Origin of the sequence: Pseudonocardia hierapolitana (genome assembly GCF_007994075.1) — a bacterium.
In the GTDB taxonomy this organism is placed as follows: Bacteria; Actinomycetota; Actinomycetes; order Mycobacteriales; family Pseudonocardiaceae; genus Pseudonocardia; species Pseudonocardia hierapolitana.
In genome coordinates this window covers 2,976,144-2,996,625 of record NZ_VIWU01000001.1, presented here as the reverse complement: position 1 = coordinate 2,996,625, position 20,482 = coordinate 2,976,144, and the positions used below count along the sequence as shown (strand labels likewise).

General features: G+C 71.2%; 22 protein-coding genes. 7 read left to right on the top strand and 15 right to left on the bottom strand.

What is annotated here, in order from left to right; genetic code table 11:
* Positions 1 to 64: 64 nt before the first annotated feature.
* Entirely contained in the window at positions 65 to 1,042 is a 978-nt protein-coding gene (locus FHX44_RS14345) for a 2-dehydropantoate 2-reductase (protein ID WP_147256268.1), read from the top strand.
* Between the two features lie 1,008 nt (positions 1,043 to 2,050).
* On the opposite strand, the gene FHX44_RS14340 is transcribed toward FHX44_RS14345, so the two are convergent.
* The 6 genes from FHX44_RS14340 to sucC all read right to left on the bottom strand — a co-directional run bounded on the left by FHX44_RS14340 (position 2,051) and on the right by sucC (position 8,545).
* On the bottom strand, positions 2,051 to 2,977 hold the full coding sequence (locus tag FHX44_RS14340) for a methylenetetrahydrofolate reductase (protein ID WP_147256267.1): 927 nt from the start codon (positions 2,975 to 2,977) through the stop codon (positions 2,051 to 2,053).
* 67 nt (positions 2,978 to 3,044) lie between these two features.
* The gene (gene gcl / locus FHX44_RS14335) at positions 3,045 to 4,760 is read right to left on the bottom strand and encodes a glyoxylate carboligase (protein ID WP_147256266.1); all 1,716 of its coding nucleotides are present in this window, start codon (positions 4,758 to 4,760) and stop codon (positions 3,045 to 3,047) included.
* Positions 4,760 to 5,638 carry a 2-hydroxy-3-oxopropionate reductase gene (locus FHX44_RS14330; RefSeq protein ID WP_147256265.1) on the bottom strand — a complete coding sequence of 293 codons (879 nt, stop codon included), beginning with the start codon at positions 5,636 to 5,638 and terminating at the stop codon, positions 4,760 to 4,762. The genes gcl and FHX44_RS14330 overlap by 1 nt, the downstream gene beginning before the upstream one ends.
* Positions 5,635 to 6,480, bottom strand: coding sequence for a hydroxypyruvate isomerase family protein (locus tag FHX44_RS14325; protein ID WP_147256264.1), 846 nt, complete (start codon positions 6,478 to 6,480; stop codon positions 5,635 to 5,637). The genes FHX44_RS14330 and FHX44_RS14325 overlap by 4 nt, the downstream gene beginning before the upstream one ends.
* Entirely contained in the window at positions 6,477 to 7,382 is a 906-nt protein-coding gene (gene sucD / locus FHX44_RS14320) for a succinate--CoA ligase subunit alpha (RefSeq protein WP_147256263.1), read from the bottom strand. The genes FHX44_RS14325 and sucD overlap by 4 nt, the downstream gene beginning before the upstream one ends.
* Positions 7,383 to 7,384: 2 nt before the next feature.
* Positions 7,385 to 8,545, bottom strand: coding sequence for an ADP-forming succinate--CoA ligase subunit beta (gene sucC / locus FHX44_RS14315; protein ID WP_147256262.1), 1,161 nt, complete (start codon positions 8,543 to 8,545; stop codon positions 7,385 to 7,387).
* Positions 8,546 to 8,675: 130 nt separating this feature from the next.
* Here sucC and FHX44_RS14310 point away from each other — a divergent pair, with 130 nt between their 5' ends.
* Entirely contained in the window at positions 8,676 to 10,046 is a 1,371-nt protein-coding gene (locus FHX44_RS14310) for an MFS transporter (protein ID WP_170308903.1), read from the top strand.
* 59 nt (positions 10,047 to 10,105) lie between these two features.
* Here the strand turns inward: FHX44_RS14310 and FHX44_RS14305 are convergent, their stop codons facing one another.
* Positions 10,106 to 10,297, bottom strand: coding sequence for a hypothetical protein (locus FHX44_RS14305; RefSeq protein WP_147256260.1), 192 nt, complete (start codon positions 10,295 to 10,297; stop codon positions 10,106 to 10,108).
* A gap of 207 nt (positions 10,298 to 10,504) precedes the next feature.
* Entirely contained in the window at positions 10,505 to 11,224 is a 720-nt protein-coding gene (locus FHX44_RS14300) for a GntR family transcriptional regulator (protein WP_147256259.1), read from the bottom strand.
* Between the two features lie 111 nt (positions 11,225 to 11,335).
* Here FHX44_RS14300 and arfB point away from each other — a divergent pair, with 111 nt between their 5' ends.
* Positions 11,336 to 11,764, top strand: a complete 429-nt coding sequence (gene arfB, locus FHX44_RS14295; RefSeq protein ID WP_147256258.1) for an alternative ribosome rescue aminoacyl-tRNA hydrolase ArfB — start codon at positions 11,336 to 11,338, stop codon at positions 11,762 to 11,764.
* 24 nt (positions 11,765 to 11,788) lie between these two features.
* Here the strand turns inward: arfB and FHX44_RS14290 are convergent, their stop codons facing one another.
* From FHX44_RS14290 to FHX44_RS14280, 3 genes are read right to left on the bottom strand one after another with little or no spacing between them, the layout of a single operon-like run.
* Positions 11,789 to 12,532, bottom strand: coding sequence for an ABC transporter permease (locus FHX44_RS14290; protein ID WP_147256257.1), 744 nt, complete (start codon positions 12,530 to 12,532; stop codon positions 11,789 to 11,791).
* On the bottom strand, positions 12,532 to 13,242 hold the full coding sequence (locus FHX44_RS14285) for a fluoroquinolone export ABC transporter permease subunit (protein WP_212612471.1): 711 nt from the start codon (positions 13,240 to 13,242) through the stop codon (positions 12,532 to 12,534). The genes FHX44_RS14290 and FHX44_RS14285 overlap by 1 nt, the downstream gene beginning before the upstream one ends.
* Before the next feature lie 8 nt (positions 13,243 to 13,250).
* Positions 13,251 to 14,111, bottom strand: a complete 861-nt coding sequence (locus FHX44_RS14280) for an ABC transporter ATP-binding protein (protein ID WP_147256255.1) — start codon at positions 14,109 to 14,111, stop codon at positions 13,251 to 13,253.
* Between the two features lie 123 nt (positions 14,112 to 14,234).
* Here FHX44_RS14280 and FHX44_RS14275 point away from each other — a divergent pair, with 123 nt between their 5' ends.
* Entirely contained in the window at positions 14,235 to 14,696 is a 462-nt protein-coding gene (locus FHX44_RS14275; RefSeq protein WP_425469186.1) for a GbsR/MarR family transcriptional regulator, read from the top strand.
* A 6-nt stretch (positions 14,697 to 14,702) separates the two neighbouring features.
* Here FHX44_RS14275 and FHX44_RS14270 read toward each other — a convergent pair whose 3' ends face one another.
* The 3 genes from FHX44_RS14270 to FHX44_RS14260 are packed head-to-tail and all read right to left on the bottom strand — an operon-like array spanning position 14,703 to position 17,311.
* The gene (locus FHX44_RS14270; RefSeq protein ID WP_147256254.1) at positions 14,703 to 15,908 is read right to left on the bottom strand and encodes an FAD-dependent monooxygenase; all 1,206 of its coding nucleotides are present in this window, start codon (positions 15,906 to 15,908) and stop codon (positions 14,703 to 14,705) included.
* 3 nt (positions 15,909 to 15,911) lie between these two features.
* Positions 15,912 to 16,790, bottom strand: coding sequence for a class I SAM-dependent methyltransferase (locus FHX44_RS14265; protein ID WP_246170375.1), 879 nt, complete (start codon positions 16,788 to 16,790; stop codon positions 15,912 to 15,914).
* Complete coding sequence (locus FHX44_RS14260) at positions 16,787 to 17,311, bottom strand: GbsR/MarR family transcriptional regulator (protein WP_246170374.1); 525 nt, start codon at positions 17,309 to 17,311, stop codon at positions 16,787 to 16,789. Before FHX44_RS14260 ends, FHX44_RS14265 begins: the two co-directional genes overlap by 4 nt.
* Before the next feature lie 123 nt (positions 17,312 to 17,434).
* On the opposite strand from FHX44_RS14260, the gene nhaA reads away from it, so the two are divergent.
* From nhaA to FHX44_RS14245, 3 genes are all read left to right on the top strand, one after another.
* Entirely contained in the window at positions 17,435 to 18,742 is a 1,308-nt protein-coding gene (gene nhaA, locus FHX44_RS14255; RefSeq protein ID WP_147256252.1) for a Na+/H+ antiporter NhaA, read from the top strand.
* A gap of 115 nt (positions 18,743 to 18,857) precedes the next feature.
* Entirely contained in the window at positions 18,858 to 19,190 is a 333-nt protein-coding gene (locus tag FHX44_RS14250) for a DUF3040 domain-containing protein (protein WP_147256251.1), read from the top strand.
* 46 nt (positions 19,191 to 19,236) lie between these two features.
* Positions 19,237 to 20,145 carry a slipin family protein gene (locus FHX44_RS14245; protein WP_246170373.1) on the top strand — a complete coding sequence of 303 codons (909 nt, stop codon included), beginning with the start codon at positions 19,237 to 19,239 and terminating at the stop codon, positions 20,143 to 20,145.
* On the opposite strand, the gene FHX44_RS14240 is transcribed toward FHX44_RS14245, so the two are convergent.
* Positions 20,114 to 20,299, bottom strand: a complete 186-nt coding sequence (locus FHX44_RS14240) for a DUF1707 SHOCT-like domain-containing protein (protein ID WP_147256250.1) — start codon at positions 20,297 to 20,299, stop codon at positions 20,114 to 20,116. The two genes, FHX44_RS14245 and FHX44_RS14240, sit on opposite strands and share 32 nt — an antisense overlap.
* Positions 20,300 to 20,482 lie beyond the last annotated feature (183 nt).

Below are 20,482 nucleotides of genomic sequence, written 5' to 3'. Positions count from 1 at the left end.
CTTGACGCATCGTCGACTCCATACTGCATACTGCATGCACAGTCACTGAGGACGGGAGCCCGACGTGAAGGTTGCTGTGCTGGGAGCGGGTGCGATCGGTGCGTACGTGGGAGCGAGCCTCTGTCGGGCGGGTGCTGACGTGCACCTCGTCGCCCGCGGGCCGCACCTCGCGGCGCTGCGCGAGCGGGGAGTGGAGGTGCGCAGTCCGCGGGGGGACTTCACCGCACACCCGAACGCCACGGACGATCCCGCCGAGATCGGACCGGTGGACCACGTCTTCCTGGGGTTCAAGGCCAACGCCTACGCCGCCGCAGGCCCGATGGTCGCGCCGCTGCTGCACGAGCGCACCACGATCATCGCCGCCCAGAACGGCATCCCGTGGTGGTACTTCCACAAGCTGCCAGGCCCCTTCGAGGGCCACCGGATCGAGAGCGTCGACCCCGGCGGTGCGGTCACCAGGGCGCTGCCCCTGGACCGGGCGATCGGCTGTGTCGTCTACGCGGCCACCGAGATCGAGTCACCCGGTGTCGTCCGGCACCTGGAGGGCACCCGCTTCTCCATCGGCGAGCCGGACATGAGCATCTCCCCGCGCTGCACCGAGTTCGCGGAGGCGATGGTGGCCGGCGGGCTCAAGTGCCCGGTCGAGCGCGACCTGCGCTGCGACATCTGGATCAAGCTGATGGGCAACATCGCGTTCAACCCGCTCAGCGCGCTCACCCGCGCGACCATGGCCGGGATCTGCCGGCACGCGGGCACGCGCGCGCTCGTCGCGCAGATGATGGAGGAGACCCTGGAGGTTGCCCACCGCGTGGGCTGCCACCCGGAGATCTCGGTGGAGAAGCGGCTCGCAGGCGCCGAGCGCACCGGCGAACACAAGACCTCCACGTTGCAGGACCTGGAGCGGGGCCGCCCCATGGAGCTCGACGTGCTCCTCACGGCCGTGGTGGAGCTCGCCGACCTCACCGGTGCCGATGTGCCCACGCTCCGGGCGATCACGGCGGTGGCCGACCTGCTCAACCAGCAGGTGGTCGCGGCATCCTGAGACGCCGCCGCCGCGCGCACCCACGCGGGGGCCAGCGGTTCCTGCCGGAAGTACGACACGTATCTCGCGGCTCAGCGTCCCGCCGGCCACACCGGCCGAGCATGTCCAACACGAGGCCGGGCCGCCGGCGCACCGAGCGATTCGTTGTGCCCGGGTGTGGAAGGGCTTTTTCCCTGCGGCGGCCGACCGGGTGCGTTCCGCGGAACGCACCCGGGCGCCGCTGCGGGGGCGATCCGTCTCGTGGGCGCGCCGTTCCCGGCTCGGGCCGCTCCGCCTCACGCCCGGCCCCGGGGCTGCTGTCGTGTCGATCCGGTTCGGCCTCGCCCCTCACCTGCGCGGGATGGCCGGGTGATGGTTCGTCCGGACGAGGGGTCGGCCGTTCCGGCAGTGGCGACCAAGGGCAGATTGTTGCTCCTGGAGATCACTAGCCGCCATCTCGCCTTGATCGTTGAAGGCCTTCGTGTCGATCGGGCAACAACCTCCCGGTGCAAGCTGGTCCTGTTTCCGCTGATCATGAGGCCTGACACCGGCCCGCCCCGCCGCCGTTTGCGTGGGCACCGCGCCGGGCGTCCCGAGCCGGGAACGGCGCGCCACCGGAACCCGGGCCCGACCAGGCCGACTCGATGGGATCCGATCGACGGGGTGGCCGCGCTCACGCCCGCCGGGTGACCGGGCTGGGCCACGGCCTCAGGTGCCCATGATCCGAGCTGAGCGCGAAGATCGCGCGTGTCGGTTGTCCATTGCCGTCGCCACAGCCGTGGCCAACCGATACTGCGGATCTTGGGGGCGACCACTCGGAACGGGCCTCGGTGGCAGCGCCGAGCACTCGTGATCCCGGCCGGCGCGGCACCCGGTGATGCCGATGTCCCGTTGTCGCGTCCAGCTGTCGCGGTCGGCGCGGGTTCCGCGGGACGAACCCGATGCATGATCACGTCGACGGCACGCCTGGGGCCGATCTGATCATGCAGAGCCGGCTCGACCCGGCGGCATCGGGTTCGGAACTGCTCGTCAGCCCGAGCGGTGCAGTTCTCGCCGGAGCTGCGCGGCGAGGCTCACCGACTGCTCGATCTCTGCGCGCCGGATGGAGACGCTCTCGACGTTGAGCCCGAACGGGACTCCGAGACGCCGGCAGTAGGCGATGAGGTCGAGTGCTGTCGCGAAGGCATGTTCGTGAGACGCGACGAGCGGGTCCGCCGAGTGCCTCAGCTCGTTCTGGATCCAGCGCGGCACGTCGACACCGAGCCAGCTCAGGAACTCGAGGGTCTTCGTCGAGCCGACGACGGAGAAGGTGAACACGATCGGAACCGGTGTGACGCCTCGGGCCTCGCACTCGTACCGGTAGTCCGAGACGAGGTCCTTCGCCGCGTTGACGTCGTAGACGACCTGGGTGACGAAGAAGGAGCAGCCGGCGGCCTGCTTCGCGAGCAGGCGCAGGTGCTCGTCACCGCGGCGGGTGTGGCGTTCCGGGATCGCGACACCGCCGAGCGTCAACTCGGGTCGCACCGCTGCCCGCAGCTGCCGGGCCTGCGTCAGCGACGTCGCCACCTGCTTGCCGTGTGAGGACGCCCCGACGAAGACCGACAACACGCGGTCGGCGTCCTGGGCGAGCAGCCACGACCGGAGGTCGGCCTCCGGGTATTTCCCCACCACGCGGTAGACCACGGCCGGGACGTCCCACGCCGAGAGGTGCCGCGCGAGGTAGTCCGCCGGATCCATGGTCGGCAGGAACGGGAAGGGACGCTCCTGGGAGGTCCGGTCGCTCTCGTCGTCGATGTCGTACAGGACGAGGCCGTCCAGGCCCAACGGGCGTAGCCGCTCGAGCGTCACCTCGGCGATCTCCTGGGCCCGTTCCGGCGACGCCGCCTGCCGGGGCGGCGTCACGGCGAAGAGCAGGAACTCCCCCTTGCCCTCCAGAATGCGCCGTCGCAGATCCACGCTGCCATCCTAGGAGCGGCACCCTCGCCCGAGCCTTCGCGACGAGGGTGCCGCCCAGCCGGGTGGGTCAGTCCGCGGCGGGCACGAGGTCCGGGACCGGCTCGAACTCCTTGATCGCGTCGAGGCTCTGACCCATCGCGGCGTTGGCCTCGCGCTCCACCATGATCTCGACGAGCACCGGCAGTTGCTGTGCCTCCGACTCGAGGGCGGCCCAGGCGAGCGCGTCCTCGATGTCGCCCGGCTGCTCCACCCGGCGGGCGGGGCAGCCGAAGGCCTCCATGAGCTTGACGTGGTCGATGCCGCCCTCGCCGTAGTGCAGGTCCACGGCGTAGTTCATGTCGTAACCGAGCTCGGCCTGCCGGATGAGCCCCAGGTACTCGTTGTTCACCATCACGATGACGAACGGGATCTTGTACTGGGCGGCCACGGCGATCTCCTCCATGAGGAACTGGAAGGAGTAGTCGCCGACGACCGCCACCACCTGCTTGTCCGGGTATGCGCACTTGACGCCGATGGCGGCGGGCACCTCCCAGCCGAGCGGCCCGGCCTGCCCGCACACGAGGTAGTGGCGAGGGCGGAACGTCTGCTGGAACTGGCCGGACCAGATCTGGTACAGCCCGATCGCGGTGACGAACGTGGTGTCCGGGCCGAACGCGCGGTTCAGCTCGCGGTAGACGCGCGGCGGCTTGATCGGGACGTCGTCGAAGTCGTCGCGGCGCAGCAGCGTGCCGCGCAGCTCGGCCACCCGCTCCACCCACCGGCCGGGCGCGTGCTGCGGCGATGCGTGGCGCGCGTGCTCGGCGAGCGCCGCGAGGGACGGCTTGGCGTGGCCGACGATGCCCAGGTCCGGTTCGAAGACCTTGCCGAGCTGGGTCGGCTCGATGTCGACGTGGATGAACCGGCGTCCGCGCCGGTAGGTCTCCAGGTCGCCGGTGTGCCGGTCACCGAACCGCGCGCCGACGGCGAGCACGAGGTCGCTCTCCAGGAACGCCGCGTTGCCCCACCGGGTCTGGGTCTGGATGCCCGCCATGCCGGCGAAGAGCGGGTGGTCCTCCGGGAACGCGCCCTTGCCCATCAGCGTGACCTGCACCGGCACCTGCAGGTGCTCGGCGAGCGACCGCAGCTCCTCGCACGCCTCCGCGCCGATCACGCCGCCGCCTGCGAGGATGATCGGACGTTCGGCCTCCAGCAGCATCTGGACGGCCGCGGCGATGGGCTGCGGCCGCGGTTGCGGGACGTCCACCGGCAACGGCGCGTCGAACGCGGGGTCGTAGACGCAGGTGCCCTTCTGCACGTCGAGCGGCAGGTCGATGAGCACCGGGCCGGGGCGGCCGGAGCGGGCGATCCGGAACGCCTCGCGGAACACCCACGGCGCCTGGGCCGGCTCCTTGAGCTGCACGGCCCACTTCGTCACGGGCTTGGCGATCTCGACGATGTCGACGGCCTGGAACGCCTCCTGGTGCAGCTTCGCCCGCGGCGCCTGGCCGGTGATGCAGATCATCGGGATCGAGTCGGCCTGCGCCGTGTACAGCCCGGTGATCATGTTGGTACCGGCTGGGCCGGAGGTCCCGATCGACACCCCGACCTTGCCGGTGGCTCGCGCCCACCCGTCGGCGGCGTGCGTGCCGCCCTCCTCGTGGCGGACGGTGAGGTGGCGGATGCCGCTCTTCTGCAGCGCGGCGTAGAGCGGCAGGATCGCGGCACCCGGGATGCCGAAGACGGTGTCGACGCCTTCCGACTCGAGCACCGCGGCGACGGCTTCCATGCAGGGGATCCGGGTCATCAGGCAGCCTTTCCCGAGAAGTTCTCCAGCACCTTCAGCAGCACCGAGTGGTCGAGCGAGCCGTAGCCCTGCGCGCGGGCCGCGGCGATGAGCTGGGCGGTGAGGCCGGTCATCGGGAGGGCGACGCCCGCCTCCTGCGCCGCGGCGATCGCGATGCCCATGTCCTTGTGGTGCAGATCGATCCGGAAGCCGGGAGCGAACTCCCGCGCCGCCATCGACCTCCGCTTGAGCTCGAGGATCCGGCTGCCGGCGAGACCGCCGGCCAGCACGTCGAGCGCGGGGCCCGGGTCCACCCCTGAGGCCTCCAGCAGCACGATCGCCTCGGCGACCAGGGCGTAGATCCCGCCGACGACGAGCTGGTTGGCCGCCTTCACGGTCTGGCCCGCGCCGCTCGGCCCGACGTGCACGACCGTCTTGCCGAGAACCTCGAACACCGGCCGGGCCGCCTCGAACGCCTCGGCGTCGCCGCCCACCATGATCGAGAGGACGCCGTCGATCGCGCCCTTCTCACCGCCGCTCACCGGCGCGTCGAGGGCGCGTACCCCGCGGGACGCGGCCGCCGCGGCCACCGCGACGGACGTGTCCGGCCGGATCGTGCTCATGTCGATCAGCAGCAGGCCGGGTTCTGCGTGGTCCAGCACCCCGCCGGGTCCGAGGACGACCTCCTCGACCTGCGGCGAGTCGGGCAGCATCGTGATCACGACGTCGGCGGCGGTCGCGGCGGCCACCGAGTCGACGTACTTGCCGCCCGCGCTGACCAGCCGCTCCGCGGCAGCCTGCTGGGTGTCGTGGCCGAGCACGGTGTGACCTGCGGCGATCAGGTTGGCGGCCATCGGGCCGCCCATGATCCCCAGCCCGATGAACCCGATCGTCGTCACGCGGTCTCCTCGACGGTGGTGGAACGGAGCTGGCGGGGGAGCCAGTCGAAGCTCTCGGCGCTCGGGCCGACCGGCTTGTACTCGAGCCCGACGTGGCCGGAGTAGCCGCTCTCGGCGAGTCGCTCGAGCACGGCGTCCCAGTCGAGCTCGCCGGTGCCGGGCTGCCCGCGGCCGGGCGGGTCGGCGATCTGGACGTGACCGAACCGGTCGCCGCGCAGCTCGACCAGCCGCTCGACGGGCTCGCCCATCCGCGCGAGGTGGTAGAGGTCGGCGAGGAACGCCACGTTCGGCACGCCGTGCACGACCTTGAGGTAGTCGACGAGGTCGAGCGCCTTCTGCGACGACGTGAGGGGGTAACGCGGGCTCTCGTAGCTGTTGAGGGCCTCGATCACGACGGTCGCCCCGGCGCGGTCCGCGGCCGCCGCGGCGAACACGAGGTTCTCGGTGGCGAGCTCCCGCTGCTCAGGCACCGTCACGTCGACGTCGCGGTTGCCGTACAGCGCGTTGAGCACCGTGCAGCCCAGCGAGGCCGCGAACCCGACGGCCACGTCGACGTTGGCGCGGAACCGTGCGCTCTCGGACGGCCGGGAGAGCAGCCCGCGGTCGCCCGCGGCCATGTCGCCTGCGTCGAAGTTCAGCCCGACCAGCCGGACGCCGGCGTCCGTGATGGCGGTGCGCAGGGCGTCGAGGTCGCGGTCGGCGGGCACCGGCTCCGGGAACGGCCACCAGAGCTCGACCGCGTCGAACCCGGCCGCTGCCGCGGCGGCGGGCCGCTGCAGGAGGGGGAGCTCGGTGAACAGGATGGACAGGTTGACGTCGTAGCGAAGCCCCGCGGCGGTCACGCGCCGGCCCCGAGCTGCAGTCCGGCGAGCTGCTCCCGCATCAGGGCGGCGGTCTCGCTGGGGGTCTTTCCGACCTTCACCCCGGCCGCCTCCAGCGCGTCCTTCTTGGCCTGCGCGGTGCCCGCGGAACCGGACACGATCGCACCGGCGTGCCCCATGGTCTTGCCCTCGGGCGCGGTGAACCCGGCGACGTACCCGACGACCGGCTTGCTCACGTTGGCCTTGATGTAGTCCGCGGCGCGCTCCTCGGCATCGCCGCCGATCTCGCCGATCATCACGATCGCCCGCGTCTCCGGGTCGGCCTCGAACGCCTCCAGCGCGTCGATGTGCGTGGTGCCGATCACCGGGTCACCACCGATGCCGATCGCCGTGGAGAAGCCGTACTCCCGCAGCTCGTACATCATCTGGTAGGTCAACGTCCCGGACTTGGACACCAGCCCGATCGGGCCCGCACCGGCGATGTCGGCCGGGATGATCCCCGCGTTCGACTTCCCGGGCGAGATGATCCCCGGGCAGTTCGGGCCGATGATCCGCGTCTTGTTGCCCGTTGCGCACGCGTGCGCCCACACCCGCGCCGTGTCGTGAACGGGGATGCCCTCGGTGATCACGACCGCGAGCCCGATGCCGGCGTCGATGGCCTCGACGGCGGCGTCGCCCGCGAACCGCGGCGGCACGAAGAGGACGCTCACGTCCGCGCCCGTCTCCGCCATCGCCTCGGCGACGGTGCCGAAGACCGTGAGGTCGCGGCCGCCGATCGTGACGGTGGTGCCGGCCTTGCGGGCGTTGACGCCGCCGACGATGTCCGTGCCGGCGGCGAGCATCTTCGCGGTGTGCTTGGTGGCCTCGCTCCCGGTGATGCCCTGGACGATGACCTTGCTGTTCTCGTGCAGGAAGATCGACATGCTCAGGCTCCCGCCGCCAGCTCGGCGGCGCGGTCCGCCGCCTCGTCCATGGTCGTGACCTGCGTGACGAGGGGGTGGTTCGCCTCGTCGAGGATGCGGCGGCCCTCCAGGACGTTGTTGCCGTCCAGCCGCACGACCAGCGGCTTGGTGTCCGCGTCGCCCAGGATCTTCAGCGCCTCGACGATGCCGGTGGCCACCGCGTCGCAGGCGGTGATCCCGCCGAACACGTTGACGAACACGCTCTTGACGTCCGGGTCACCCAGGATCACGTCCAGCCCGGCCGCCATCACCTCGGCCGAGGCCCCACCACCGATGTCCAGGAAGTTCGCAGGCTTCACCCCGCCGTGCTTCTCCCCGGCGTACGCGACCACGTCGAGCGTGGACATGACCAGGCCCGCGCCGTTGCCGATGATCCCGACCTCGCCGTCGAGCTTGACGTAGTTGAGGTCCTTGGCCTTCGCCTTCGCTTCTAGGGGGTCCTCGGTGCGCTGGTCCACCAGGTCGGCGTGGCCGGGGTGCCGGAAGGCGGCGTTGTCGTCGAGCGTGACCTTGCCGTCCAGAGCGACGATCTCGCCCTGCCCCGTCCGGACCAGGGGGTTCACCTCGACGAGGGTGGCGTCCTCGGCCACGAACGCGTCCCACAGGCTGGTGATCGCCTTGGCGGCTTCCTCGGCCACCTCGGAGGGCAGCACGGCGGCGATCCGGGACGCGGTGTCCGCGTCGACGCCGATCAGCGGGTCGATCGGCATCTTGAGGAGCGCGTCGGGCCGCTCGGCCGCGAGCTGTTCGATCTCGACGCCGCCCTCGGCGGAGCACATCGCGAGGAACGTGCGGTTCGAGCGGTCCAGCAGGAACGAGAAGTAGTACTCCTCGGCGATGTCGCTGGCCTCCGTGACGAGGACCCGGTGCACCGTGTGGCCCTTGATGTCCATGCCGAGGATCGCGGCGGCCTTCTCCTGCGCTTCTTCCGGTGTACGGGCCAGCTGCACACCTCCGGCCTTGCCTCGTCCACCGGTCTTCACCTGGGCCTTCACCACGACCGGCCCGTCGAGCTCACGGGCTCGGTCGGCGGCCTCGGCTGCGGTGTCGGCCACCGCACCGCGGGGGACGGGCACGCCGTGGGCGGCGAACACGTCCCTGGCTTGGTGCTCGTAGAGGTCCACAGTGCGGTCTCCCGTCTGCTGCGCGAGCAATGACGGTCGACTGTATGCAGTATGGAGAAAGTTGTCCAGAGGGCTTGTGTGCCGGGTCACGCTTGCCGCACTATCGGCATACAGTATGGAAGGAGGCGGCATGGCGATTCCCGACTCGGGCGCCGTCCGGGAGATCCGCGACAACCACGGTCGCCGCTACCGCGTGGGCGAGTCGCCGGAGCAGCTCATCGGACGTCCTCGCTCCAGCGTGTTGTGGCAGGCGTGGCTGCCCATGGCGGCGGTCGGCGTGTTGCAGTACGGGTACGGCGCCGCGGTGCCGGCGCTGATGGAGCGCAACGGCTGGAGCCTCGCCGGGGCGATCTGGCTGCTCGCCGGGTGGACCCTGCTCCAGGCGGGCGTCGGCCTGCCCACCGCTTACCTGCGGGAGCGCCACCGCATCGGGCCGCGCCCGGTGATGCTGGCCGGGGCCGCTCTCTCCGCGCTCGGGCTCGTCGTGCTCGCGCACAGCACGGACCTTCTGGGCGCGCTCCTCGGCTACGCCCTCCTCGGTGGCACCGGCGCCGGGCTCGTCTACGCGGCCTGCACGTCGACCGTCGCGAAGTGGTACCCCGAGCGCATGGGTCGGCGCGTCAGCACGGTGACTGGCGCCTTCGCCTACGGGTCCGTGCCGCTCATCGTCGCTGCCGTCATCGGTCTCGACGCCGCCAACCTCACGACGGTTCTCGACACCGCCGCGGTCGTGCTCTTCCTGCTCGTCGCCGGTCCCGGCCTCTTCTTCCGCGACCCGCCCGAGCGGTGGTGGCCCGCCGAGGTCGACCCGCAGGCGTGGGCCCTGCGCAACCCGGCGCGCCGGATCAACCCGCCCGCCGTTCGCGAGTTCTCCGCGGCGCAGGCGATGCAGACCCGGGTGCTGCCGGTGATGTACCTGATCCTGCTCGCGGCCGGGGCGGTCTCACTGTTCAACGCCGCGTTCATCGTGGTCTACGCCGGTGGCGTCGCGGCCACCGTGGGCGCCGTTGCCCTCGCGGCCGGCCTGTTCGCCGGGGTCAACGGAGCGGGCCGCGCGCTGGCGATGGGGGTGTCGGATCGGCTTGGGCGCTGCAGGACGTTGAGCGCGGTGCTCACCGTCCAGGGCGCGGCGCAGCTGCTGTTCGCACTGTCGGCCACCACCGGATCGACGGGTGCGCTCGTCGTCGCGGCGGGCCTGGCCGGCCTCGGTGGTGGCGGGTTCTATCCGATCTTCGCCAGCCTCGCCCGGGAGTACTTCGGTGAGCAGAGCGCGCTCGAGGTGCACGGCCTGGTCTACAGCGCCAAGGCCGCGGGCGGTGTGCTCGGCGTGGGTGTCGCCGCGCTCGCCGTCACCACGTGGGGCTGGGCTGCCACGTTCGTGGGTGCGGCCGTCGTGTCGCTCGTCGCGGCCAGGGCCGCCGGTGCCCTGCAGCGACCCGGCCTGCCCCGCACCCTGCCGCTGCCCCGGATCCCGGAGCAGACGTCTCGGTATGCCGTCTGAAACGCCGGTGGCCGCCCCGATTCGTTCGGGGCGGCCACGGCGTGGTGTTCGGCGGTCGGTCAGGCCCGGGTGAACGGGCGGTCCTCGGTGGCCGCCGGACGGGTCCGCGTGGTGAGCGGCTCGGCCTCCGCACCGCGGGCCCGCTGGGCCCGCAGTGCGGCGTCCAGTCCGAGGCCGATGCTCCGGCCGTCGGCAGAGGAGCCGCGCGGAAGGTCCTTCAGGGACCGGATGAAGTTGCGCAGCGAACGCATGCTTGTCACCTCCGTGATCAGGGTTCCCCGACCGCGAGCCGGCATGCGGATTCGGACGCGGCGGCGCCGATCGATCGGCGCGCGGGGACGGCCGGCGCGCAGCGTCGCGCGTCGGTTGGGCGTGCGGGACCCGCCGGTCAGGCGGGTGAAATGCCTCGGCTTCGTCGTCGGCGCCGAGGTGGGGCGGGGCGCGAGCGGCCCGGCCGGTCAGTGGACGCGGCCCCGCAGTGCAGGGGCTGCGTCGTCCGCGTCGTCGCGGTGCTCCAGGTAGGAGCGGCGGGTGTGCTCCGTGTGGGCGGCCATGACCTCGCCTGCACGGGCGGCGTCGCCCGCCGCGATGGCGTCGATCAGGGCCGCGTGCTCGATCCAGGACTGCTCGCCGCGGTGGCGGGCCACCGGCGTGTAGTACCAGCGGACCCGGCGGTCGACCTGGGCCGCCAGCTCGACGAGCACGTCGTTGCCGGACATCTGCATGACCTGTTTGTGCAGCTCGGCGTTGAGCTCGACCAGCGTGGTGACGTCCTCGGCCGCGAGGGCGTCCTGGCCGCGGTCGCACAGCTCGCGCAGGCGGGCGACACCCTCATCGGTGGCGCGGGTGGCCGCGAGCCGGGCGGACTCCGTCTCCAGCAGGCTGCGGACGGCCAGCAGCTGGTCGGCCTCCTCGACCGTGGGGGTGTGGACGAACGCGCCCAGCCCTGGACGCAGGTCCACCCAACCGTCGTTCTTCAGCCATTGGAGCGCTTCGCGGACCGGCTGCCGGGATACCCCCAGCATCAGGGCCAGCTCGCTCTCCACCAGGTGCTGGCCCGGCTGGAGGTTCCGGCTGACGATCATGTCCAGGATCGCGTTGTAGACGCTCTCGCGGAGCGGGACCGGCCGGGCGATCCGCCGGCTGCCGGCCTCGGTTGGCGTCTCGGATAGTGCCATCGCGTGCTCCTGGTGCGGTCGACTGCTTACAGCATACAAAGTGCTGCGCCTGTCTGAGCTGTTCCCGGCCGTGAACATGCTCACTCGGGACGGAAAGGGCATCCTGAGGCGGTGGCCGAAGCAGATCTTCCGGTGCGCCGGGCGCTCGTACTGCCCGGCCGGGAGCTGCACTGGCGGTTCTCCCGCGCCTCGGGACCCGGTGGCCAGGGCGTCAACACCACCGACTCCCGCGTCGAGCTCTCGTTCGACCTGGCGCGATCGCCCTCGGTGCCCGAGCCGCTGCGCGAACGCGCCGTGCGCCGGCTCGGCGCGCGCCTCGTCGACGGTGTCCTCACCGTCGTCGCCGCGGAGCACCGCAGCCAGCTCCGCAACCGCGAGGCGGCCCGCGAACGGCTCGCCGCGACACTCCGGGACGCGATGCGCCCCGCCCCACCGACGCGCAGGCCGACCCGGCCCACCCGGGGCGCCCACCGCAGGCGGCTCGAGTCCAAGGCGCGCCGCGGAGCGGTCAAGCGGCTGCGGGGGCGGCCCGAGGCCTGAGCGACGGGTGTGGTCGCCGGACCTTCAGCGGAGCCGCATCGTGACCACCCGCAGGAGGACTCCGACGAGCGCGGCGTTGTAGAGCAGGCCCCCCGCGACGTAGGGCCAGTAGGTGCCGCCGTCGAACGCGGACCAAAAGGCCCGAACCGGCCAGTACGGGGGCACGACACCGAAGGCGAGCTGCCACGGGGAGTCGAGGATGAAGAACGGGATCATCGGAACCGTGAACACGGCGAGCCCGATCACCCGCATCACGGCGAGGCCTTCGATCTTGTTGCGCCCCAGCGAGGCCATGACGAACCCGAGTACGGGCGCGAGCAGGCCCGCTGTGAGCGCGATCGGCCCGCTCAGCAAGAGCGTCCAGGCGTCGACCTGCCCGGAGACGGCGAGCGAGGCCAGCACCGAGAACGTGGTCAGCGCGATGGTCGAGCCGGCGCGGTAGGCCGTGTACGTGGCCGGAGGCACCGGCGTCACGCGGAGCGCGGCGAGCGTGTTCTGGTCCCGCTCGTCGAGCAGTTGCAGCGCGAGGACCGCGCCCAGCAGCAGCGGTGGGCCGAGCACGCAGAACGCGCTGACGATCGCCGAGTGGTACGGCACGAGGTCGAACGCGTACTCGCGGGCGACGTGGCCCGTGATCGACGGGAGGAACCACAGCGCCGCCGCGTACAGGAACGGGCCGAGCATGACCGTCACGAGCATGCTGTCGCGCCGGACGGTGCGCAGGTCGTTGCGGCCGAAGGTGGCGATGAAACCGGTGGCGGTCCCCATCACCGGCCGCCTTCCGAGGTGACGACGTGGCGGTGGAACACGTGCTTCGCGAGCAGGCACAGGCCCGCGATCCACAGCGCCGGGTAGCCGATCGCGTAGGTCCACTGCCATCCCGTGAGCGCGACCTGGTGGAAGGCGGCGCCGAGCAGCCGTAGCGGCCCGTCGGTGGGAACGAGGGAGAACGCGGGGTGCGGGTAGAGCCCCGAGTAGCCGACGATGGGCGCGTTCAGGAGGGCGAGCACGAGGGTCGAGGGCAGGAGCCACTCGCTGATCGACGGGAACAGCGGGGCCGTGATGAACCCGGCGAGCAGCATGAGCAGGGTCATCAGGACCACGCCGGCCACGAACGGGAACAGCGCGACACCGGGCCCGTAGTCGGCGAGCACGACCACGACGCACGTCACCAGGGCGAGCGCGGACATCGTCAGCAGCTTCGCCGTGAGGTAGTGCCGGAACCGTAGCGGTGTGGTCACCAGGGCGAACACGGTGCGCTCGCCCTTCTCGAAGAAGACCGCGCCCGCGATGAAGAACATCATGAATGCCAGGTCCGCCATCAGCAGGTACGGCATGGCCGGGCCCAGCAGCGGATCGGGAACCAGCTGCAGCACCCCGATCCACAGCAGTACGACGAACGCCGTGGCGTACCAGAATCCGTAGCGCCGCTGGAGGCGGAAGTCCATCCGCACCGCGGTGGGGAGAACCCCGCTCATGACCCTGTTCATGCGAGCGACCGACCGGTCACGTCGATGAACACGTCCTCGAGGGTGGCTTCCTGGCTGTGCAGGGCCTCGACGTGGTGCTCGCGGGCGAGGGAGCGGAAGGTCTCGTCGTCGGTGAGGCCGTCGAGCGGGAAGTCCTCGTGCTCGAGCCGGCCCCCGTTGCGGTACGTCACGCGCACGGTGCGCCTGCTGCGGCTGACCTTGTGCTCGGTGGGGGTGTCGAGCGCGGCGATCCGGCCGTCGACCACGAAGGCGACGCGGTCGCACAGCTCCTCGGCGGTCGCCATGTCGTGCGTGGTCAGGAAGACCGTGCGGCCCTGCCCGCGCAGCTCCCGGACGATGTCCTTCACGCGCCCCGCGTTCACCGGGTCGAGACCGGAGGTCGGCTCGTCGAGGAACAGCAGTTCGGGGCGGTGCAGCAGCGCGCGGGCGAAGACCAGCCGCATCTGCATTCCCTTGGAGAACTGCCCGACGCGGGTGTCGGCGGCCGCAGCGAGTTCGACCGCCTCCAGGAGCGCCATCGGGTCCTCCGTGGGGCCGGCGTACAGCGAGGCGAAGAACTGCAGGTTCTCCAGCGCCGTGAGCTTCTGGTAGTGGTTGGGCAGCTCGAACGAGACGCCGATGCGCTGGTAGTACTCGCTTCCCCAGTCGGCGGGGTCGCGGTCCCACACCGCCACGCGGCCGCCGTGGCCGGTGAGCAGCCCGGTGAGGATCTTCTGAGTGGTCGACTTCCCGGCGCCGCTGGGGCCGAGGAAGCCGAACACCTCTCCCCTGTCGACGGAGAAGCTCATCCCCTTGACCGCCGGTGCGGTGGTCTTCGGGTAGCGGAAGGTGAGGTCGTCGACCTCGATGACGGGCATGCGAACTCCTGGGGGCACGCGAGTACGACGGCGCCGACCAGGCTTCCCGGCTCACCACGGCTCCGCGCCCGGGCGGAACCGACCGGTGAACGGTAGCATGATTTCAGAGATTTTTGAAAGGTGGTGACTCGGTTGAGCGGCAGCAGCGAGGTCGCCGAGCGTCTTGCGCTCGCGCTGAACCAGAACGGGATGCAGCGGATGATCGCCCGCGTGCTGGCGGCGTTCCTGTTCTCCGAGCGCGAGTCGGTGACCGCGGCCGAGCTGGGTGAGCAACTCGGCGCGAGCGCGGGTTCGATCTCGGGTGCGATCACCATGCTCCGCACCGTCGGGCTGATCGAGCCCGCCCCGGTCCCGGGAAGCAGGCGCGCCCACTTCCGCATGCGGGACGACGCCTGGGCAACGATGATGAGCAGCCAGAACGAGATGATCCAGGTGATGCAGGAGATCGCGGAGGCAGGAATCGCCAGCGCCCCTCCCGACAGCCCGGCGGCTCGGCGGCTGGAGCGGATGCGGGACTTCTACGCGTACCTGTTCGCGGAGCTCCCCGCACTCATCGATCGCTGGAAGGAAGAGCAGGACACCTGACCCCACTCACCTGCCGCAGGGGTAGTCCTTGACGCGCATCGAGTCGTGCAGACGCAGGCCCTTGTTGTTGGTCTTGGCGATCGCACGGCTGATCGGGGTGGGCAGCGCGGAGAGCAGACGCGCGCCAGTCACCAGCACCCGCGCCCCCAGTGCGGAGGTCGGGATCAGCGTCTTGGCGACACCGCGGGCGAACGCGCGACTGCGCCGGACGAGCTCTCCCATCTCCTGCTCGTAGGCGGGATAGGCGCGCTGGTGGTCGCCGCCCGCTAAGGCCAGCTCGCCGGCGAGGACGTAGGCGCCCAGGATCGCGAGGCTGGTGCTGCCCCCTACGGCAGGCCCGGGGCAGTAACCGGCGTCGCCGACGAGCGTCACGCGGCCCCGTGACCAGGAGTCGAGCTGGAGCTGGGTGATGGAGTCGAAGTAGAACGCCGCGGTGGGTTCCAGCTCGTCGAGCCACCGGTCCACATCCGGGTGCATGCCGGCGAAGGTCTCGCGCAACAGCTCCTGCTGCCGCCGCACGTCGCGATGGTGGTAGTCGAGTTCGCGGTCGGGGCGGAACAGGAACCCCGCTCGGGCGTCCGTCAGATGCCGGGCGCCCTGGACCGCGGCCTCGCGCCCGATCCCCATGTGCATGCGCATCTCTCCGTCGCGCCCGAGCTCCTTGGGGACCGACAGCACGGCGATGTAGGCGCAGGCGAGGTGGATGTGGCGGGCCTCGCCGCCGAAGACGAGCTCGCGGACGCCGGAGTGCAGACCGTCGGCGCCGATCACGAGGTCGAAGCGGCGCGGCGAGCCCTTCTCGAAGGTCACCTCGCCGGAAGGGGAGATCGCCGTGATCCAGTCACCGAAGACGTACTCCACGTCGTCCCGGGCGGCTTCGTAGTAGATCTCGCTGAGGTCGTCGCGCATGATCTCGACGTGGCGGTCCGAGGCCACGCTGAACACCTTGGTGAGGTCGATCTCGACCGGTCTCGCGGCGCCTTCCCGGATCACGGTCAGCCGGTTCGTGCCGGTGACCAGCTCCTCGATGCGGCCGAGCACCCCCATCCGCTCGGAGATCTCCATCGCGGGGCGGAACAGGTCGACCGGGTGTCCGCCGGTCTTGCGCAGCGTAGGGGCGCGTTCGACCACCGTCACCGCGTAGCCGTAGCGGCTGAGCCAGTAGGCGAGAACGGGACCGGCGATGCTCGCCCCCGAGACGAGGATCCGCACCCCTCACACCTTCTCGGCCTGGACGAACCGCTCGATCTCGCTGATCGGCATGTCGCGGCCGACCGGTTGGAGGTAGCGCGCCGCGTACTCCGCGGGGCCCACCTGCTCCCGCTCGGCCCACCCGTACTCGCGCAGCAGTGCAGCGACGTCCCGAGGGGCGATGCCGAACTTCCAGACGGCGTACCTGCCGGTCATCCGATCGCGCAGCCGCCCGGCGTCGTAGAGGTTCGTGCCGTCGAGGTAGTCCGAGCGGACGTAGGTGAAGATCAGCCGGCTGCCAGCGGGTGCCTTCGCGAGGAACGTGAACGTGGCACGGACGGCCTCCTCCGTGAGGTACTGCGTGACCGCTTCCCAGACGAACAGGGCGGGTCGCCCGCTGTCGAAGCCCGCCGCGGACAGTACGGCGGCCAGGTCGTCGACCTCGAAGTCGACCGGGATCACCCGGACCCGGTCGGGGGCACGTTCGTAGATCACCCGCAGCCGGCGCAGCTTGTCGTCCGTGTTCGCGCGCTGGTCCAGCTCGAAGGCGACGGCTCCCGCGGGGCCGACCAGCCGGTATGCCCTGGTGTCCAGGCCGGCGCCGAGGATCACGACCTGGCCGATTCCGGCGGCGAGTGCATCGGTGACCGCGTCGTCGGCGTACCGCTTGCGGCACAGCATGCTGCCCCACATCCCGGGCGCGTACCGCTCCGTCGCGTGCACCAGCAGGTCGCGCACCGGCCGCCAGCGGCAGGCCCGCACGATCCACCGCGCGCCGGGCGGGAGGAACCGCGCAGCCAGCTCGTCGTCGACGAGCCGCTGCGGCAGCGGCGTGTACCGCTCGGCCGCCGCGATCACCATCGGGCCGATCGCGGTCTGCGCGCTCGCCGACCTGCTGTTCACGGGCGTGTTCTCCTCGTCGTGTCGCTGCCGGATGGCAGTGGCGGGGCGGCGGCGAACACGTCGTCCAGCCATGAGAACACGGCATGGGTGGTGTGCATCCGGGTGCCGTGCTCGCCATCGACGAGATCGAGCCCGTCGCGCAGGATGCCGCCGAGCGCGGACAGCGACTGCACCTGCCGCTGCACAACCCGGGCCCACGCGGCGTCGTCGACCCGGTAGTACACGGTGCGTTCGCCCGGCCTGGTGACCTGGCCGAGGAAGCCGACCGACGTCAGCAGGCGCAGGTTGGTCGTGAGCGACGCACGGCTGGCCCCGATCGCCTCGGCGATCTGCGCAGCCGATTGCTCGGCTGGCACGCACACCGTCAGCCAACCGAGGATCCTGCCCGCGATCAGCGGAATGCCGTCCTGGTCGACGCAGTACCTTGCGATGCGTTCGACCCACTCCAGCACCTCCGCGCGCGGAGGATCGCTTCCCAACCTTTCACCTCCGGCTGTCGCTGCTGGCAATTTCAGCCACAACTGAAACACAATCCGACGGCCGGGTCCGGCCTCCGCACCGTCAGGAAGGCGTTAGGGTTGTCGACGGTGTGCCGGGAAGTCTGGTCGGCGAGTGGATCGCCGACGTCTTCCCGAGGAGCATGAATGGGCCCGCCCGCTCGACCCACCCCCTCCCTGCTCGCCAGGCGCAGCTGGCCGGAGGCGCGCCGGATCGGCGACATCCTCCGCACCGAGACCGTCGGTGGCATCCTGCTGGTCGCGGCCGCGGCGGTCGGGCTGCTGTGGGCGAACTCGCCGTGGGCGGACGGCTACCGGTGGCTGAGCGACCTGAAGGTCGGCCCCGCCGCGCTCCACCTCGATCTCACGCTCCACCAGTGGGCGGCCGACGGCCTGCTCGCGATCTTCTTCTTCGTGGCCGGGCTGGAGCTCAAGCGCGAGTTCGTGGCGGGTGACCTGCGCGACCCGCGACGCGCGGCCCTCCCGGTGGCCGCCGCGGTGGGCGGCATGGCGGTTCCCGCGCTGCTCTACACGTCGATCAACGCCGCGGCCGGATCGGAGGCGCTGGTCGGCTGGGCCATCCCGACCGCCACCGACATCGCGTTCGCGCTCGCCGTCCTCGCGGTGATCAGCACGCACCTGCCATCGGCCCTGCGGACGTTCCTGCTGACGCTCGCGGTGGTCGACGACCTGCTCGCGATCACGATCATCGCTGTCTTCTACACGGACTCGCTGTCGTGGGGCCCGCTCGCGCTCGCCGCGATCCCGCTGGGGCTGTTCGCGCTGCTGGTGCAGCGGCGGGTGCGGTCCTGGTGGTTGTTGCTCCCACTGGCCGTCGCCACCTGGGTGCTGGTGCACGAGTCGGGCGTGCACGCCACGGTGGCAGGGGTCCTGCTCGGGTTCGCCGTGCCGGTGATCCGGCGCTCGCCAGGACCGGGGCCGGGACTCGCCGAGCACTTCGAGCACCGGTTCCGCCCGTTGTCCGCCGGTGTGGCCGTGCCGATCTTCGCGTTCTTCGCCGCGGGTGTGACGATCGGCGGTGCGGCCGAGATGGGCGCGAGCCTCGGTGACTCGGTCACGCTCGGGATCATCGTCGGGCTCGTGGTCGGCAAGCCGGTCGGCGTACTGGGCTCCACCTGGCTGGTGCAGCGGTTCACCCGTGCCCGGCTCTCCGACGACCTCGGCTGGACGGACGTGCTGGGGCTCGCGCTGCTGGCCGGCATCGGGTTCACCGTGTCGCTGCTCATCGGCGAGCTCGCCTTCGGCGAGGGAAGCACGGGCGACGAGCACGTCAAGATCGGAGTGCTGCTCGGGTCGCTGCTCTCGGCGCTGCTGGCCACGGTCGTACTGCGCATGCGCAACCGGCGCTACCGGCGCATCTGTGCGGAGGAGGAGCGGGACACGGACGCCGACGGCGTTCCCGACGTGTACGAGTCCGACCAAGGCCGGGCCTGAGCTCGATCCGCACCGCTGCGGGGTGGTGGGTCGACGTGCTGAAACGTACGATCAGGGCGGGGCGTGCCGGGAAGGCTGGTCGGCAGCACATGCCGACTGCGCGAAAGGCCCCGCGATGACCGCATCGTCCACTCCCGGTCACGACGACCCCGACGCCCTGTCCGAGTGGGAGCGTCGAACCCTCGCCGGCATCGAGCGCGACCTGGCCGCGAGCGACCCCCGCCTCGACCAGAGGCTCAGCCGCCCGTGGCGGTACCGCTCGGCGCCGCCACGCTGGTGGCCGCTGTCCGTTCCGACCACGGGCCTCCTGCTCGTTGGGCTGCTCGTCCTCGTGGTCGTCGGCTCGCTGTTGCCGGCGTCGTGGTGGGCCGTTGTCGGTCTCGTCACCACCCTCGTCGTCGTCCCGTGGCTGCTGCTCGCCGTCACCGAGAAGAACGGTTGGGACTGAATCAGCACCTGATCGGAACCAGCCGCCATACGAAGGATGTGGAGCTGTGCTCACAACCGCACTGATCGTGATCGTCGCGCTGGTGATCCTGCTGGTGGCCAGCGGTGTCCGGATGGTGCAGCAGTACCAGCGGGGTGTGGTCCTGCGCTTCGGGCGGCTCCTGCCCGTGGTGCGGCAGCCGGGCCTGCAGCTGATGATCCCGGTCGCAGACCGGATGGTGAAGGTGCCCGTCCAGACCATAGTGCTCGACGTCCCGCCGCAGGGCGCGATCACGAAGGACAACGTGACCCTCAGCGTCGACGCCGTCGTGTACTTCCGGGTGACCGACCCGGTGAAGGCGGTGGTCAACGTCGAGAACTACCTCGGCGCCATCTCCCAGGTCGCGCGGACGTCGCTGCGGTCGGTGATCGGCCGGGCCGACCTCGACACCATGCTGTCGGACCGGGAGCAGGTCAACGCCGAGCTGCGTGCGGTGATCGACACACCTACCGACGACTGGGGGATCTCCGTCGATCGGGTCGAGATCAAGGACATCGCCCTTCCCGAGAGCATGCGCCGCGCGATGGCGCACCAGGCGGAGGCCGAGCGGGACCGCCGCGCCCGGGTCATCGCCGCCGACGGCGAGTACCAGGCCTCGACCCGGCTGGCCGACGCCGCACGGGTCATGGCCGACACGCCCGGTGCGCTGCAGCTGCGGCTCCTGCAGACCGTCAGCGACGTGGCCTCGGACCAGAACAGCACGCTCGTGATGCCGTTGCCGGTGGAGCTCCTGCGCTTCTTCGAGAACGCGACGGGCGCGCCGAGCCGCGACCGGGCCGCTTCCGCACCTTCCGAGGCGTCGAACCCCCTGCCGCCGGTGCGGTCCGTGGCGCCCGCCCCGGACCTCCCGAACACCGATGGTGACGAGGCCGGCAAGCGCGCGGTCACCACAGATCAGGAGGCAGGTCCTCGGTGAGGTCGTCCAGCTCACCGCGCGTTCTCGCCGCGTAGGCGGCCTGCGTCCGCTCGTCGAACTCGACGACCGTCAGCCGCCCGTCCCGGAACGCCCGCTCGAGCCGCCGGGTGACCGCCTGCCGCTCGGCGTCGGACGCTCGGAGTTCGCGTGGCACCTGCGCTCCGCCCCTTTCCTCGACGGGTTACAGCGTAGGGCGGCGGCAGCCGGGCGAGCCGCACCGGACCCGGCCGGGGGCGGGTCGGCGGAGCCGCCACGCATGACCGTGATCACGCCCCCGTCCTCGGTGGATGCGGGTTAAGGTTCTCGCGGGGTGTGCCGGGAAGTCTGGTCGGCGACG

Bases quoted from the DNA above. Each gene is read 5' to 3' on its own strand.
- gcl (WP_147256266.1), bottom strand. From the start codon at position 4,760: ATGACCCGGATCCCCTGCATGGAAGCCGTCGCCGCGGTGCTCGAGTCG.
- FHX44_RS14310 (WP_170308903.1), top strand. From the start codon at position 8,676: ATGGCGATTCCCGACTCGGGCGCCGTCCGGGAGATCCGCGACAACCAC.
- FHX44_RS14280 (WP_147256255.1), bottom strand. From the start codon at position 14,111: ATGCCCGTCATCGAGGTCGACGACCTCACCTTCCGCTACCCGAAGACC.
- sucD (WP_147256263.1), bottom strand. From the start codon at position 7,382: ATGTCGATCTTCCTGCACGAGAACAGCAAGGTCATCGTCCAGGGCATC.
- nhaA (WP_147256252.1), top strand. From the start codon at position 17,435: ATGGGCCCGCCCGCTCGACCCACCCCCTCCCTGCTCGCCAGGCGCAGC.
- FHX44_RS14285 (WP_212612471.1), bottom strand. From the start codon at position 13,242: ATGAGCGGGGTTCTCCCCACCGCGGTGCGGATGGACTTCCGCCTCCAG.
- FHX44_RS14305 (WP_147256260.1), bottom strand. From the start codon at position 10,297: ATGCGTTCGCTGCGCAACTTCATCCGGTCCCTGAAGGACCTTCCGCGC.
- FHX44_RS14300 (WP_147256259.1), bottom strand. From the start codon at position 11,224: ATGGCACTATCCGAGACGCCAACCGAGGCCGGCAGCCGGCGGATCGCC.
- FHX44_RS14290 (WP_147256257.1), bottom strand. From the start codon at position 12,532: ATGGGGACCGCCACCGGTTTCATCGCCACCTTCGGCCGCAACGACCTG.
- FHX44_RS14250 (WP_147256251.1), top strand. From the start codon at position 18,858: ATGACCGCATCGTCCACTCCCGGTCACGACGACCCCGACGCCCTGTCC.